We start from the raw sequence: 15,090 nt of genomic DNA on the forward strand, positions 1-15,090 counted from the left end.
TACTACCTCATCGTAAAAAAGACCCCCATCTCGTGGAGAAGGGGGTCTTTTTTGGCGTGGGTACATAACCCGCGGGCAGGAAGATCATGTTAATCGATATGGATACCCATTGATTGGTAAGGAGACGTCCACACATGACTCGTTTTGTACGCCCTCGGAAAACCAAGGACTATCGCAAGGAAAAACTGCAAAACGATCGCTTTTTAGAAAAAATGGAGACCCTCCCCGAACCTGAAACGTCAACGTCACTAAACGATTCCCTCGCCCAGATTCGCAACATTCTCGGATCGAGCAACGATCTGGTGATCCGAGAATTTACCTTCGGGAACAACCAAGAGCACCGAGCGGCCCTCGTGTATTTCGACGGCTTGATTTCCGCTCGCATCATCGACGAACACATTCTCAAGTCCTTGATGAGCGGCATGGAGCAACGAGACTTCCTCAGCACCTCGACGAACCTCATCGACCTGCTTTTGGAACAAGTTCTGCCGATCGGGGAAGCGAAAAAAACCGCCCGGATGCGCGACGTGGTCAAGATCGTGCTCGCCGGAGACTCTGCACTCCTCGTCGATTCCTGCGAAGAGATGCTGCTGCTGAACACCAAAGGGTGGGAAAAACGCGGCGTCCAAGAACCGATGTCGGAGAACGTGGTGCGCGGTCCGCGAGACTCGTTTACCGAAACGTTGCGTGTCAATTCCGCCCTGCTTCGACGCCGAATCAAAGACCCCGACCTGCGGGTCGTCACGTATACCGTGGGCGTGCGGAGCAACACGGACGTCTGCCTCGTGTACATCGACGGGGTGGCCGATGAAGGGGTTGTCCGTGAAGTCGGGGAACGCATCCAAAAAATCGAAGTGGACGGCATCTTGGACGGAGGCAACATCGAGCAGTTCATCGAGGACAATCATTGGTCGCCGTTTCCCTTGATTCAGAATACGGAACGTCCCGACAAAGCGGCGGCGAATCTCTTGGAGGGCAAAGTGGTCATCATCGTGGACGGTTCTCCGTTCGTCCTGATCGCGCCGGCGGTGTTGACGCAGTTCTACCACTCCCCGGAAGACTACTATGAGCGGTTCTTGATCGCCACGATGCTGCGGTTGATTCGAGCGGGCGGGATGACGCTTGCGTTGTTGCTGCCCTCTCTGTACATTGCGTTCTCGTCGTACCACCCGGAGATGATTCCGTCCAAACTCGTCATCGCGATGGCGGCGGGGCGGGCGACGGTGCCTTTTCCCTCCTTTGTGGAGGCGTTTATCATGGAGATTTCCATCGAGATTCTGCGGGAAGCGAGCGTCCGACTCCCCGGTCCGATCGGTCCGACCATCGGCATCGTCGGAGCGCTCATCGTCGGGGAATCGGCGGTTCGGGCGGGGATCGTCTCTCCGATTATGGTCATCGTCGTCGCGCTGACCACGATCGGTTCCTTTGCCGCACCGAGTTACAACGCCGCCATCGCCCTGCGCATGCTTCGATTCCCCGCCATGATCTTTGCCGCGACGTTCGGTCTCTATGGGATCATGCAATATCTGATCTTGATCATCATTCATCTCTGTACGCTGAAATCGTTTGGCGTGCCCTATCTGGCTCCGTTCACCCCGGGCAATTTGTTGGCGATGGGGGACAGCTTCATTCGAATCCCTCTGTACAGGATGTGGAAACGACCGAACGTATTCACACGAAAAGCGGAACTGACGAGAACGCTTGCGACATCAGCGGAGGGAGTGAAAAAACCCAATGAGCCGGACAACCAAGGGCAACAAAATTGATGCCCCCTATACCATTACGCCGGCACAAGCGCTTGGCCTAAACGCGAGCACGATCATCGGCGTAGGCGTTCTGTCCCTGCCCAGATCCACCGCCGACAGTGCGGAACACTTGGCTTGGTTATCGGTCGTCATCGGCCTGATGATCGCGTTTCTGTCCGTGGTCATCATCTACAAGTTGGGGCAACGGTTTCCCGACAAAACCATCGTCGGGTACAGTCGCGTCATTTTGGGCAGCAAACGCAACAAATGGGTCGGGAACATCTTGAGTTTTCCCGTGGTGATGCTCTACGTCGTGTATTGGTCTGTCGTGACCGCGATGGTGGTTCGGATCTTCGGCGAAGTGGTTGTGAGCGCCGTTCTCACCAACACACCGCTGGAAGTGACGGTGAGTTCGATGCTGATCTTGTGTTTTTTCATGGTGATCTACGACGTGGAACTGGTGGCCCGCGTGAACGAGGTGTTGCTGCCGATCATCGTATTTCCGGTTTTGATCATCTCGTTGCTGGCGTATCAAAAAGCGCGGTTCGAGTACATCATGCCGATTCTCCCTTCTCCCTCCGATTGGAAAGGGGTTTCGTTCGGGATCGTTCCCGCCCTGACGAGCTTGTTGGGGTTTGACGTTATGACGATGTTCAACAGTCATCTCAAGCGAGAGAAAAAAATTCTGCGCTACCAGGCGTTCGGAGTGGCGATCCCCGGCGTTCTCTACACGCTGATCGTCATCGCGGGCATCATGGCATTTGGGTTTGAGGAGCTGGCGAAACAAGCGTGGCCCACACTGGAACTGGTGAAGTCTGTCAAAGCACCGGGGCTGATCTTGGAGCGGTTGGAAGCGATCTTCTTGGGCGTGTGGGTCGCGGCCGTGTTCACGACGGCCGGCAACTGGAATTTTTGCGCGGTGTGGTCCTTCTCGCAGTTGTTTCGAATTCGCAACCATAAGTGGACGGCGTTGGTCCTCGGCGTTGCGCTCTATTTCATTGCGATGAGACCGCGCAACATCAAGCAGTTGTTCATGGTCTTGGATTGGGTCGGGTACTTCGGGCTCGTGATCGCCTGTCTCTTGCCCCTGTGCCTCCTCCTCATCGCCATGATCCGAAAATTGGACGAGCGGGAAACCGACAAGCCGCAGGAGGTGCAGGACCGTGCAGCGGGGTAGGACATGGTTCGCGTGCCTGCTGATTGCGGTGTTGACCTCGGTTCTGTTGGTCGGATGTTGGGACCGCCGAGAACTGGAAGAGCGCACCTCGGTTGTGGCGCTCGGGATCGACAGCGAAGAGCGCGAGGCGGGGGGCCAGCCGTTGATTAAAGTCTCGTTCCAAATTCCCATTGCCAACAGAATTGCAGGGTCGGGCGGGGGATCGGGCGGCGAAGGCGGGAAGCGGGCGGTCAAAGTGATGTCGGCGACCGGCGCGTCGATGGCCGATGCGATGCGGGTGGTGCAATCGAGGCTCAACCAAGAGCTTTTTTACGGTCACACCCGCGTCATCGCGATCAGTGAAAAAGTGGCACGGACGTCGGACATGGCGGGGATCGTGGACTCCTTGCGACGCAACCCGCAGATGCGCCGTCTGCTCTGGATGGTCATCACCAAGGGGGACGCAAAGCAACTCTTGGAGTCCGATCCGAAACTGGAGCAAATCCCAATCGTGTATGTGATGGACATGCTGGAAAACGGGGCGAAGTCCGGGCGGATTCCCGACATCACGCTGGGGAGTTGGTTTGTGGATCGTTCGTCGTCAGGAATCGAAGCCACATCGAACTACATCCTTCCCACCAAGAACGATGTCAACTGGCGTGGTCTTGCCCTGTTCCGAGACGATCGCATGGTAGGTCAGATTGAAGAAAAAGAGGCGTGGATTCTCCTCCAAAGCAAAGATGAGAAAATCGGGGGGAACATCACGGTCCCCTGTCCCAAGAAGTCCAACGGAAGTACCTGGACCGAATACACCACCGCCCATCCGAAAAAAATTCACGTCAACACCCAAGTCGAACCGTACGGAAAGTCATACAAGATGAGCCAACAAATTCAGGTTGAAGTGGACATCATCGAATCGAATTGCGAGATGAACTTCAAAAACGACGAGTCCTTCACCGAAATTGAAAAAGCGCTGAGTGCAGAACTCAACGCCCGCGCCGCCAAGTTGATCGCAGACACCCAAGGCAAGTACGGCGTCGATGTCTTCGGACTCGGCAACAAAGTGCGGGCCCGGTACCACGAGCAGTTCAAGAAAATCAACTGGCTCGACGAGTTTCCCAAAGCCAAGATCGAAATTCACTATGACGTGAAAATTAGACGGGTCGGTATGAAAATGGAGTAAATCTTCACAGTTCCATCACAATCGTTTGATACAATGGGAGATGGATGGTCTGAGGAAGAGAATTCAAAGGAACTCTCAAGCCTCTCCAAATGGATGCGAGTCTGTGGAGTTTGCACAGGCTCGCTTTTTTTGTAAGCAGGGGAGGCGGGGTTGACTTTTTGAAACGTCGACGTAAAATAAAATCATCATTATACCTGTAGGGGTATGTAGAAAGTTGTTTGCAGGCAAGACACATCTTTCCTGGCATTGGCGGGATATCTTATTCAATAGAGGGTGAACCAAATGACCGTACAAACCATCCAAGCGAAAGACCTGCACCAAAAAATCAACGCCGGAGTGTCGATGCTCCTCCTCGACGTGAGAACGTCAGCCGACTATCTCAACTGGAAGATCGAAGGGCAGCACCTCCAATCGGTGAACATCCCGTACGCCGACTTCCTCGCAGATCATGAAAAAGCGGCGGCAAACCTCCCGCGAGACACCGAAATCGTCATCATCTGCAACAAGGGCAACAGCGCCCGACTCGTCGCCGAGCAGCTCGACGAAGCAGGCTTCCATGTCAGCTATTTAGTAGAAGGAATGCTCGCATGGAGCCAGTTCTACCACCAAGTGACCGTCCACGAAGACCAAGACATGAAGCTCATCCAACTCAACCGTTTGGGAAAAGGGTGCCTGTCCTACATGGTCATCTCGGGCAATGAAGCCTTGGTGGTCGACGCCGGCCGTCACGTCCACGAATACAAGCAACTCGCCGAAAGTCAGAACGTCCGGATTCGCCACGTCCTCGACACGCACTTGCACGCCGACCACATCTCGGGCGGTCACGAACTCGCCCTCGCGACAGGTGCGAAGTATTACATCTCGTCGAGCGAACTGCAAGGCTCGTCGTCCTTGCAATACGAAGCTCTCGAACAACACGCGACTCTGCACATCGGCACCGTTGAAGCGAAAGTCCTCGCGATCCCGACACCGGGCCACACGCCGGGCTCTACATCGGTGCTGGTCAACGACCGATTCCTGCTCTCCGGCGACACGATCTTCGTCGGGGGTCTGGGCCGTCCCGACTTGGGAGGCAAAGCTCGCGAGTGGGCGCAATCGCTCTACGACACGGTGTTCAACCAGATTGCCAACCTGTCGGACGAGATCGTCGTGCTCCCGACACACTTTGCCGATCTCAAAGAAATCAACGAGCAAGGCTACGTCGGCGCGACTCTCGGTGCCATCCGTGCCAGCAATGAAGTCATGCGCACGGCGGACCGTGACGCGTTTACCGAAAAAGTGGCGGGTGCGTCCGGCGCAACGCCGCCGAACTATGAGCAAATCGTCGGCATCAACCGCGGCGAGATCCACGTCACGACGGAAGTTGCCACCGATTTGGAGATCGGCCCGAACCGTTGCGCGGTTCATCATTCGTAACTTTGAGGAGGAAGTCCCTGTGGAATACAACGATTCCATCAAAAACCGCCTGCGCCGCATCGAAGGACAAGTCCGCGGGGTGCTGAGCATGATGGAACAGGAGAAAGACTGCCGCGACGTCGTCACCCAGCTCACCGCCATTCGTTCGGCGATTGACCGCGCGGTGGGGTATGTGATCGGCACCAACTTGGAAGCCTGCATTCGCGAAGAGATGGAGAAGGGCAGTCCGGCCGACAAAGTGATCAAAGAAGCGGTGGAAATGCTTGTCAAAAGCAGATAGCACGCGAGTTGGATATACTAACAGCAAAAAAGGGGTCTCCAGATGATCGATCCTCATGCGTTAGAGCTGCTTCGCGACAAAATCCAAGTGCTCCAAGGAAATGAAGCCGTCACGTACTTGGTCGGGCCGATTCGGCTGCCTGTGAATTTGTTTGAAGAGACGGTGGTTTTCCAGTGGTATTGCTGGTTGAACTGCACGGAGTTGACGCTTGATCCAACGGCGATGATCGAGAAGTTGTCCGATGCGAAATTGGCGGAGCATCAGCAGTCGAGCGTGTTGGTGTATGGGGACTTTGAGCACGCGGAGGACGCGTTGATTCGCTTCCACAGCATCTGCCACACGGGGGATATCTTCGGGAGCAAGCGCTGTGATTGCGGGTATCAGCTCAAGCAGTCGATGAAGGAAATCGTCGAACATGGGTGCGGGGCGTTGTTCTACCTCGCGAACCATGAAGGGCGGGGGATCGGACTGTACGCCAAAGCGATGGCGTACATTCTGCAAGAGCAGGGGTATGACACGGTGGAGGCGAACCTCGCGCTGGGGTTTGTGGACGATGCTCGCAACTACGAAGACGCGATTTCGGTGTTGAAGGCGTTGCGGCAGAAACCGGTCACGCTGATGACGAACAACCCGCGCAAGTTGGAAGCGCTCCTGAGTGCCGGATTGAACGTCTCGGAACGCAAGCCGCTGTGGGGCGATGTCTCCGAATTCAACGAACACTATCTCAAAACCAAAGTCGAGAAATCCGGCCACTTCGAAGCCGTAGAAGAAGACCTCGAACAATAGCCGCGTATGAAAAAAGCAGCCTGCCGGATCAGTCCGGCAGGCTGCTTTTTTTTCGAGAGGTGAGGGTCTTAGGCGTTGATTTCGTTGATGGCTTGCTCGATGGCTTCGAGGATTTCGGGAGGGAGCTTCACGTCGTGGGCTTTGACGGCGTCGTCGATGTGGTGCATTTTGGTGGCTCCGATGATCGCGGAGGTGACGGTCCGGTTGTTGAGCACCCAAGCGAGAGCGAACTGCGCGAGAGGCAGTTCGGTTTTTTCCGCGAGGGGTTTGAGTTTTTCGACGAGCGTGAAGTTGCGTGCGGAGAACAGAGTTTGCAACATGCGCTCTCCATGCGCGGCACGGCTCTCCGGAACGACGTCGGTCGCAGAGGCATACTTGCCCGAAAGCATCCCCCGCGCCATCGGGCTGTACACGATCACACCGACACCCTCCGACTCGGCAAACGGCAGAATCTCACGTTCCACATCTCGTGCCAGCAAGCTGTACTGCGGTTGCACGGAGATGAACTTCGCGAGGTTGTGCCGTTCGCTGATCCCGTGCGACTTCGCGATCTGCCACGCGGCGTAGTTGGAACAACCGATGTAACGGACCTTTCCTTGGCGGACCAGATCATCCAAAGCACGCAGAGTTTCCTCAAGCGGCGTGTTCGGGTCAAAGCGGTGGACTTGGTAGAGGTCTATGTAATCGGTTTGCAGACGTTGCAGCGATTGCTCCACTTCGCGCAGGATGTGAACGCGGGAAAGCCCCGAAGAGTTCGGACCGTGGCCCATGGACAGACCGACTTTGGTGGCGAGTACGACGTCGTGACGGCGTTTTTTCAGAGCGCGGCCAAGGATTTCCTCCGAAGCTCCGGTGCCGTATGCGACGGGCTCGTCTTGCCCTTTGCCGTAGAAGTTCGCCGTGTCGATGAAGTTGATTCCGAGTTCGAGGGCCCGATCCAACAACGCCACAGACGCCGCCTCGTCAATCCAACGGCCAAATGACATCGTGCCCAAGCACAAACGGGATACGTGCAGACCTGTGTGGCCCAGTTGTTTGAGTTGCATGGTTGAGGTTCACTCCCTTTCTGCTTTTATCTTACTACGGCGGTGAACGATCCACCACACACCGGCACCGAGGACCAGCAGGACGAGGGCTGCGAGCATGTACTTATGAAGGTACAGGGTGACTTCCCGCCAACGATGCCCGACGAGGACACCGATGGAGATGAAAGCGGTCGACCACGCCAGCGCTCCGAGGGAAGCGTAGAGCAAGAACGTCCGATAGCTCCACTTCGAGAGGCCGGTGAAGTAGGCGGTCAGATGCCGAACGCCCGGGATGAAATAGCCGATGGGCACGGCGAATCTACCAAAGCGGGTGAACCACAGCTCCACACGCATCACCCGCTCCGGGGTCATGTGAATTTTGCGTCCATAGTTTTCAAGTAACGGAAGCCCAAAGCGATGCCCGATCCAAAAACTCACCGTCATCCCAATGGCACTGCCTGCACTCGCGACAAGCACCGCCACGATCCAATTCATCCGACCCATCGAAACCAAAAACCCCGAAAACGTCAACAAAAACTCATCCGGCACCGGCAACCCGATCAACCCCATCACCAACGTGCCGAACAGCGCAAAATACCCATAGTGTTCAATCGTCCGCAGAACCATCTCTTCCATAGAAACAACCACTCCTGTTGCTTTCGACGTGCCAAGGATAAAAGTAGAGTTCCCGGAAAGTGCCCTTTTTATGGTAAAGAGGCTGGGCTTGCGGCGACTCCATTTCGAAAGCCAGTCCTAACTCCCGACCTGTCCTCATATCATGGGAAGAGATGGTATACTGGGAGGGGACGGCACAATGTCAGAGCGCAATTTGTTCTTACGCGGGGCCTTGATTCTGGGCATTGCGGGGATTCTATCCAAGCTGCTCGGGTCTGTCTATACGATTTTCTTGCAAAACATCATCGGCGACCGGGGGATCGGGCTGTATCAAATGGCTTATCCGATTTACTCGACCCTGCTCATCCTCTCGACGGCGGGCTTTCCGGTCGCGGTCTCGAAGTTCGTCGCCGAACACATCGCCCTCGGGGATTATGCTGGTGCAAAAAAAGTATTCCGCGTCTCAAGCGTGCTCCTCTCGATCACGGGGGTTCTGTTTTTCCTCGTGCTCTACTTCGGCGCAGGTCAATTTGCCGATTGGTTCGGCGATCACGAAGCGGTCTACGCCATCAAAATGATCGCCCCCGCCCTGCTCGTCGTCCCGCTGATGTCCGCCGTGCGCGGATACTTCCAAGGCTGGCAACGCATGGAGCCGACCGCCACTTCGCAGCTCGTCGAACAGTTCGTGCGCGTCGGCACGATTCTGGCACTCGCCACCTTGATCCTCCAATGGGGCTACGGAGAAGCGTTCGCCGCAGCCGGTGCGGCCTTCGGCGCTTTTACCGGAGGGTTGGCGGGGTTCCTGACGATTCTCGTCTTCATGTGGACACGCCGCCACTATTTCCGCCACGATGCCCGCTTCAAAAACAAAGTCCCTGCCCAACCCACGTGGACAGTTGTGAAAAAGCTCTGCTGGTACGCACTCCCCGTTTCGCTCGGCGCTCTCGTCGTGCCGCTGATGAACAACGTGGACGTCATCACCGTCGTCAACCTGCTCAAAAAATGCGGATTCTCCCAAGCGCAAGCCACCGAAATGTTCGGCTTGCTCACGGGCCGTGCGTTTAAATTGATGCTCTTGCCGACCACGTTCGCGTCTGCCATCGGAACCGCTCTGATGCCGGCGATCTCGGCGGCGATTGCTCTGCGCGACAAACGACTGGTCTCCTACCGCATGGACATGGCGATGCGTCTGACCATGCTCGTCGCTCTGCCGTCCTCGGTCGGACTTGCGTTGCTGGCCGAACCGATCGACATCATGCTGTTCAAAAACAACGAAGGCACCCAAGCGATCATCGCCATCGCCGCCGCCACGCTTTTTTCCAGCATTCAGCTCACGTCTTCCGCCATTCTGCAAGGCGTCGGCAAAGTCTACATACCCGTTCGCAACCTGTTCATCGGAGCGCTTGCGAAACTTGGATTCAACTTCTTGCTCGTACCCATACTAGGGATTAACGGCGCGGCTCTCGCGACGGTCATCTCCTACCTGATCGCGACGTTCCTCAACATGTTCGCGCTCTACAAGCACACCGGCGTCGTGTTCAACTTGCGGACGATGCTGTTCCGCCCGCTGCTTGCCACGTTTTTCCTCGCCGTCGCCGCGTATGGAGTGGTGGAACATCTGGCACCGTACTTCCGACAATTCACTTCAGACGGCCGAATGATCGCCGCTCTGACCGCTTTCACCGCCATGACAACGGCCGGCCTCGTCTACGTCGTCGCCCTCATGGTCACAGGCTCCGTCACCCGCACCGACATCACGGCGGTGCCAAAATTCGGGCCGAAACTCGCAGGATTCTTCACCAGGCTCGGCTTGCTTCGCTGACATAGATTTCACGACTTGGAGTGAACACACACAATGGCACAGATCACCATCGTGGGCCTCGGGCCCGGTTCTTGGACCGGGCTTCCGCTTGGCTCCTTTCAAATTCTCGAAACGCAACAAGCGGCGAACGGCGCGATTTTTCTGCGCACGGAACGCCATCCGGTTGTAGACGATCTCCGTGAGAAGGGGATCGTCTTTGTTGCGCTTGATTCGTTTTACGAAGAGGCGGAGGAATTCGCCGAGGTCTACCAAAACATCGCGAACCATCTCTTCGACCACGCACAAAAAAACGGCCACATCGTCTACGCCGTGCCCGGTCATCCGGGCGTTGCCGAAATCACCGTGCAGAACTTGCGCCGACAAGCTCCGCAGCACGGCGTGGAGATCGTCATCGGGCCGGGACACTCGTTCCTTGACGACCTGCTCGTAAACGTCGGCGTCGACCCGACAGACGGGCTCTTGTTCCTCGACGGCACAGCTCTGCTCCCGCGCCAACTCAACCCGAGCCTGCACACCGTCATCGCGCAAGTCTACTCTCGCGATGTCGCTTCCGACGTCAAACTCACGCTCATGACCCAATATCCGGACGACTATCCGGTCACCGTCGCCCGCGCCGTCGGTGTCGAAGGCTTGGAACGCGTCGAAACGATGCCGCTCTACGAAATCGACCGTCTCGATTGGATCGACCACATGACGACGGTCTACCTGTCCGCCACGCTTGAAGAAAACGTGATCAACCGCCAACTCTGGCGGTACGTCGACATCATCGCCGCCCTGCGCCATCCGGAAACCGGCTGCCCGTGGGACCTCAAACAAACGCACCAAACGCTTCGACCCTACGTCCTCGAAGAAGCGTACGAAGTCGCCGATGCGATCGACCGCGACGACCCGTTCGACCTCGCCGACGAGTTGGGCGACATCCTGTTGCAAATCGTCCTGCACGCCCAAATCGGCAGCGAGGAAGGCACGTTCGACATCCACGAAGTCATCCGCCTCGCCAGCGAAAAAATGATCCGCCGACACCCGCACGTCTTCAACGCCGCCGAAGCGGAAACTCCCGAGGACGTCGTCGCGAACTGGGCGGAGATCAAAGCGCAAGAAAAAGCGGACAAGGGCGAAGTGATCGAGCATCTCCTCGACTCCATCCCTAGTTCTCTACCAGCGATCTCAATGGCGTACAAGATCCAAAAAAAGGCCGCCGATGTAGGTTTTGACTGGGATAATCTCTCGGACGTATACCAAAAGGTCAAAGAAGAAATAACTGAATTACAAGAGACGACGGACGACCACGCAGGCGAGCTCGGAGACCTCCTGTTCGCCCTCGTGAACCTCGCCCGTTTCTTGAAAGTCGACCCGGAAGAAGCCCTGTCGCGAACCAACCGCAAGTTCCGCGAACGATTCGCATACATCGAGAACGCCCTGCGAGAAAAAGGCAAAACCCCGCAAGAAAGCACCTTGGATGAGATGGATGCTCTCTGGAACGAGGCAAAAAAACACGCAAAATAACGTCGCTTTGCAGGAATTCCGCAAGAAGCATGGAATTCACAACTTGTTAATTTTGCCACACACATACCATGAGTGTTATTGCGAAAGGGGCACATACGTACCATGAACAAAGTGGAACTCATCTCGGCGGTTGCCGAGAAATCCGGCCTGAAGAAAAAAGACGCGGAACTCGCGGTTAACAGCTTTCTCGAATCCATCGAAGAGGCACTCGCTGCCGGCGACAAAGTCCAACTGATCGGCTTTGGCACCTTCGAAACCCGCAAGCGTGCAGCTCGCACCGGCCGCAACCCGCAAACGGGCCAAGAAATCACGATCCCGGAATCTGTGATCCCGGCATTCAAACCGGGCAACAAGCTCAAAGAAGCGACGAAGTAGTCGATGCGTCTCGATAAATACCTCAAGGTCTCGCGCCTCATCAAGCGCCGCACCTTGGCGAAGGAAGTGTGCGACCAAGGCCGCATCACCATCAACGGTCGTCCCGCCAAAGCGAGCACCTCGGTCGCAGCCGGTGACACCTTGACGATCAAGTTCGGGCAGAAGATCGTGGAAGCCCGAGTGGAGATGCTCCAAGAGTCCGCCAAGAAAGACCTCGCAGCTCAGATGTACACGATCGTTTCCGAAACCCGCCGCGAAGTCGTGGAACCGGAATTCGTTGACGATGAAGACTAGAAAAGAGACCAAGCCTGTCACAGGCTTGGTCTTTTTTTGTTTCCGGGGCCATATCTTGTACATATCAAGAGCCTGTGGGGAGGATTGGAATGATGGCAGAAGAACGCAACAACCCTCGAAACAAACTCTATCAACAACACGAGCTGGTCCTTCGCAACCGGCAGAGCCTGGAGGTCAACGGGGTCATGAACGTCGAGAGTTTCGACGCGCACGAATTCGTGCTGGCGACCCAATACGGGTTCGTGGCGGTGCGCGGCGAGAACTTGCATATCAAAACGCTGAACTTGGAAAATGGCTTTGTCGCGATCGAGGGCTTGATCTACGACATCGGCTACTTCGACGAAGGCGTGACGCCGGCGGAGAAGGCCAAGGGGTTTTTCAGCAAACTGTTCCGGTAGGGGGCGCGTCGCATGAGCCTCTGGACGCAATACCTGACCGTCTTTGCGATGAGTACCAGCGGCGCCGTGCTCGGTGCCGCTTATGATGTGTACCGAACCGTGCTCAAAGAGTGGAAGTACCTGCGTTTCTTGGGTCCGATCCTCGACTTTGCGTTCTGGATCTTCGCCCTGCTGCTCGTGCTCTGGGCGATCCACTGGGCGAACGACGGCGATGTGCGTCTGTACGTGTTCTTGGTGATGTTGATCGGCTTCGGCCTCTACCGCCTGCTGCTGCGCAAACTCGTCGTCGGCTCGACGGTCGGCGTCATCAAGACGATTACGTACATCTTGCAAGTGATCGGACGATTCTTGTTCCTGACGGTCATCACGCCGCTGCTATGGCTGTGGTCGCTGGTTCTCGCCGTCGTTCGGGGCATCGACCGACTCGCCTCCATGCTGGAAAAAGTGATCCTCTGGCCGTTCGGCCCGTTGCTCACCCTGCTGGAGTGGAGCGGACGCACGCTGTACAAATGGACGGTCCAGCCGTTGATCGAGCCGGTATTCAAACCCATTCAAAAATTAATAGAGCGCGGAAGGCGAAAATGGAAAGGATTTCTGAAAGCCGTGGCGAATTGGTTAGTCGACAAAGAAGAGGATGACGACGAAACCAAGAAGTAGAACGGGAGGCTGTGCAGGAGATGAGCAAGGGACGGACCAACGTATACAGCATGACACAAGACCAGGAGACCAAGCTGGGAGCCGCCTCGCCTGCCGCTGCCCGCAACACCGCCGCGAAACGCCGGATGAAGTTGAAACCGCGCCGCATCTTGTTGCTTGGGATGATGGCCTGGGCGGTCTACGTGTTTTTCTTTGTCCAGTCGCCCGATTTGAAGCGTCTGGATCAGCAACAGACGGCGCTGAACCACGATATGTCTCAGGCACAGCAGACCAACGCCGATTTGCAGAAGCGTGTGGAGCTGTTGCAGGACCCCGACTATATCGCACAACTTGCGCGTTCGAAGTTTATGATGGTGAAGGACGGGGAAACTTTATTTGTAGAACCGAAGCAAGAAGCGACCAAACCCTGAGCCGCTTCTTGTCTTTTTCCCCGTCTATCGGTATAATTTGATTAGAAATATGTTCGTTATTCCTTAAGGAGGAGCTTTTTCTACATGGCCATTGAATTGGGCAGCAAACTGCAAGGGAAAGTAACCGGTATCACGCACTTTGGTGCGTTCGTGTTGCTTCCAGGTAACGTGACGGGTCTGGTTCACATCTCCGAGATCGCGGACACTTACGTCAAGGACATCAATGAACACCTGAAAGTCAATGACGAAGTGACCGTCAAAGTAATCAATGTCGACAAGGATGGCAAGATCGGTCTCTCGATCCGCCAAGCCAAAGAACCGGTTCCGGGCCAAGAAGCTCCGCCGAAGCGTGAGTTCCGTCCGCGCGAAGATCGTCCGCCTGGTGCTGGCGGCGGTGGTGGTCCGCGTGGTGGAGGTCGTCCGATGGGCGGCGGCAACCGTGGTGGTCGTGGTGGCGGCAATCGCCCCGAGCGCCCGTTGCAATTCGAAGACAAGTTGACCCGTTTCCTCAAGGAAAGCGAAGATCGTCTGTCTGCCCTTAAACGCAACGAGTCGAAGCGCGGTGGCCGTGGCGGTCGTCGCAGCTAGTCGTTGTGATATCGAGGCACCCTGTAACGGGGTGTCTTTTTTGCAGGAATAAAGTTCCCGCTTTTGACACAACCTGATCTTGTTCTTTATAATAAAATAGTCTGTAGTACGGTCTTATCGTTCTCGATGACATATGATCTTGAAAAAGAGGTGACTATCTATGTTGCTCCACGAAGGGATGACTCTTCACCCGATCTCCGTCGCGGTATGCTTCGTTCTGCTCGCGATTCTGTCCTTCTTCACCATGATGTCCATGGTCAAGCAACGCCGCAAGGGTCTGGCAGGTTTCATGTTCCTGTCGGTCGTCGTCATGCTTGCTTGCGCGTACGTCTCTTCGACCGTCTCGGCTGCCTAAGGTCAACTGTCGAAGAAAAAGCCTAGCTCTCTAAATGGAGAGTTGGGCTTTTTTATTTGTTTTTATTTTTCGTGCACCTCTGCGACCTTTCGACAATATCCTGAGTAGCGTGAGTTCAGAGAGAAGTTGGAGGGAAGCAGAGATGTATCATGAATTTTGGGTGACCAAAGTGCAAGAGTTCGTCGTCCGTGACATCGAGTCGTTTTGGAGTCGTGTCGGTCATTGGCTCTGGTAGAGTCGTGAACAGGAAAAAACCGCCCGTTCCGGTGAGGAAGAGGCGGTTTTTTTGCTGCGTGGGGTCAGGCTTTGCGTTTGTACTTGGCGTACGTCCACCAGATGGTCAGACCCACGAGGACGACGACGGCGATCGCGATGCCGGTGTAGGAGTAAACGTATGGGTTCAAGTTCGTACCCCCTCTTGGTGTGAGGTTGCTGGTGTCATTTTTTGCAGGGGAAAGGAATTTTATACGGCAAGATGG

Annotated in this window: 17 protein-coding genes; 15 read left to right on the plus strand and 2 right to left on the minus strand. The window is 55.8% G+C overall.

Annotation, left to right across the window (positions count from 1 at the left end; genetic code table 11):
• The first annotated feature begins 134 nt into the window (after positions 1-134).
• From JJB07_RS21155 to JJB07_RS21180, 6 genes are all read left to right on the plus strand, one after another.
• The gene (locus tag JJB07_RS21155; protein WP_201638099.1) at positions 135-1,766 is read left to right on the plus strand and encodes a spore germination protein; all 1,632 of its coding nucleotides are present in this window, start codon (positions 135-137) and stop codon (positions 1,764-1,766) included.
• The gene (locus tag JJB07_RS21160) at positions 1,735-2,922 is read left to right on the plus strand and encodes a GerAB/ArcD/ProY family transporter (protein WP_201638100.1); all 1,188 of its coding nucleotides are present in this window, start codon (positions 1,735-1,737) and stop codon (positions 2,920-2,922) included. The genes JJB07_RS21155 and JJB07_RS21160 overlap by 32 nt, the downstream gene beginning before the upstream one ends.
• Positions 2,909-4,084, plus strand: coding sequence for a Ger(x)C family spore germination protein (locus JJB07_RS21165; RefSeq protein WP_201638101.1), 1,176 nt, complete (start codon positions 2,909-2,911; stop codon positions 4,082-4,084). Before JJB07_RS21160 ends, JJB07_RS21165 begins: the two co-directional genes overlap by 14 nt.
• 282 nt (positions 4,085-4,366) lie before the next feature.
• Positions 4,367-5,500, plus strand: a complete 1,134-nt coding sequence (locus JJB07_RS21170) for an MBL fold metallo-hydrolase (protein ID WP_201638102.1) — start codon at positions 4,367-4,369, stop codon at positions 5,498-5,500.
• Between the two features lie 19 nt (positions 5,501-5,519).
• The gene (locus JJB07_RS21175) at positions 5,520-5,780 is read left to right on the plus strand and encodes a metal-sensing transcriptional repressor (RefSeq protein WP_201638103.1); all 261 of its coding nucleotides are present in this window, start codon (positions 5,520-5,522) and stop codon (positions 5,778-5,780) included.
• Between the two features lie 42 nt (positions 5,781-5,822).
• Positions 5,823-6,566 (plus strand): GTP cyclohydrolase II, encoded by a 744-nt coding sequence (locus JJB07_RS21180; protein ID WP_201638104.1) that lies wholly within the window; start codon positions 5,823-5,825, stop codon positions 6,564-6,566.
• Between the two features lie 68 nt (positions 6,567-6,634).
• On the opposite strand, the gene JJB07_RS21185 is transcribed toward JJB07_RS21180, so the two are convergent.
• On the minus strand, positions 6,635-7,612 hold the full coding sequence (locus JJB07_RS21185) for an aldo/keto reductase (RefSeq protein WP_201638105.1): 978 nt from the start codon (positions 7,610-7,612) through the stop codon (positions 6,635-6,637).
• 9 nt (positions 7,613-7,621) lie between these two features.
• The gene (locus JJB07_RS21190; RefSeq protein WP_201638106.1) at positions 7,622-8,227 is read right to left on the minus strand and encodes a DedA family protein; all 606 of its coding nucleotides are present in this window, start codon (positions 8,225-8,227) and stop codon (positions 7,622-7,624) included.
• Positions 8,228-8,405: 178 nt separating this feature from the next.
• On the opposite strand from JJB07_RS21190, the gene JJB07_RS21195 reads away from it, so the two are divergent.
• From JJB07_RS21195 to JJB07_RS21235, 9 genes are all read left to right on the plus strand, one after another.
• Positions 8,406-10,028 (plus strand): putative polysaccharide biosynthesis protein, encoded by a 1,623-nt coding sequence (locus JJB07_RS21195; RefSeq protein WP_201638107.1) that lies wholly within the window; start codon positions 8,406-8,408, stop codon positions 10,026-10,028.
• 33 nt (positions 10,029-10,061) lie between these two features.
• Entirely contained in the window at positions 10,062-11,534 is a 1,473-nt protein-coding gene (gene yabN, locus JJB07_RS21200) for a bifunctional methyltransferase/pyrophosphohydrolase YabN (protein ID WP_201638108.1), read from the plus strand.
• Positions 11,535-11,636: 102 nt separating this feature from the next.
• Complete coding sequence (locus JJB07_RS21205; RefSeq protein WP_201638109.1) at positions 11,637-11,909, plus strand: HU family DNA-binding protein; 273 nt, start codon at positions 11,637-11,639, stop codon at positions 11,907-11,909.
• 3 nt (positions 11,910-11,912) lie between these two features.
• On the plus strand, positions 11,913-12,203 hold the full coding sequence (locus JJB07_RS21210) for an RNA-binding S4 domain-containing protein (protein ID WP_201638110.1): 291 nt from the start codon (positions 11,913-11,915) through the stop codon (positions 12,201-12,203).
• Positions 12,204-12,295: 92 nt separating this feature from the next.
• Complete coding sequence (yabP, locus tag JJB07_RS21215; protein ID WP_201638111.1) at positions 12,296-12,601, plus strand: sporulation protein YabP; 306 nt, start codon at positions 12,296-12,298, stop codon at positions 12,599-12,601.
• A 12-nt stretch (positions 12,602-12,613) separates the two neighbouring features.
• Positions 12,614-13,258, plus strand: coding sequence for a spore cortex biosynthesis protein YabQ (yabQ, locus tag JJB07_RS21220; protein WP_201638112.1), 645 nt, complete (start codon positions 12,614-12,616; stop codon positions 13,256-13,258).
• A gap of 20 nt (positions 13,259-13,278) precedes the next feature.
• Positions 13,279-13,668: an FtsB family cell division protein gene (locus JJB07_RS21225; RefSeq protein ID WP_201638113.1), complete on the plus strand. Its 390-nt coding sequence runs from the start codon at positions 13,279-13,281 to the stop codon at positions 13,666-13,668.
• Between the two features lie 84 nt (positions 13,669-13,752).
• Positions 13,753-14,256 carry a S1 domain-containing RNA-binding protein gene (locus JJB07_RS21230; protein ID WP_201638114.1) on the plus strand — a complete coding sequence of 168 codons (504 nt, stop codon included), beginning with the start codon at positions 13,753-13,755 and terminating at the stop codon, positions 14,254-14,256.
• Positions 14,257-14,416: 160 nt separating this feature from the next.
• The gene (locus JJB07_RS21235; RefSeq protein WP_201638115.1) at positions 14,417-14,611 is read left to right on the plus strand and encodes a hypothetical protein; all 195 of its coding nucleotides are present in this window, start codon (positions 14,417-14,419) and stop codon (positions 14,609-14,611) included.
• Positions 14,612-15,090 lie beyond the last annotated feature (479 nt).

Source organism: Tumebacillus amylolyticus (assembly GCF_016722965.1).
Lineage (GTDB): Bacteria > Bacillota > Bacilli > Tumebacillales > Tumebacillaceae > Tumebacillus > Tumebacillus amylolyticus.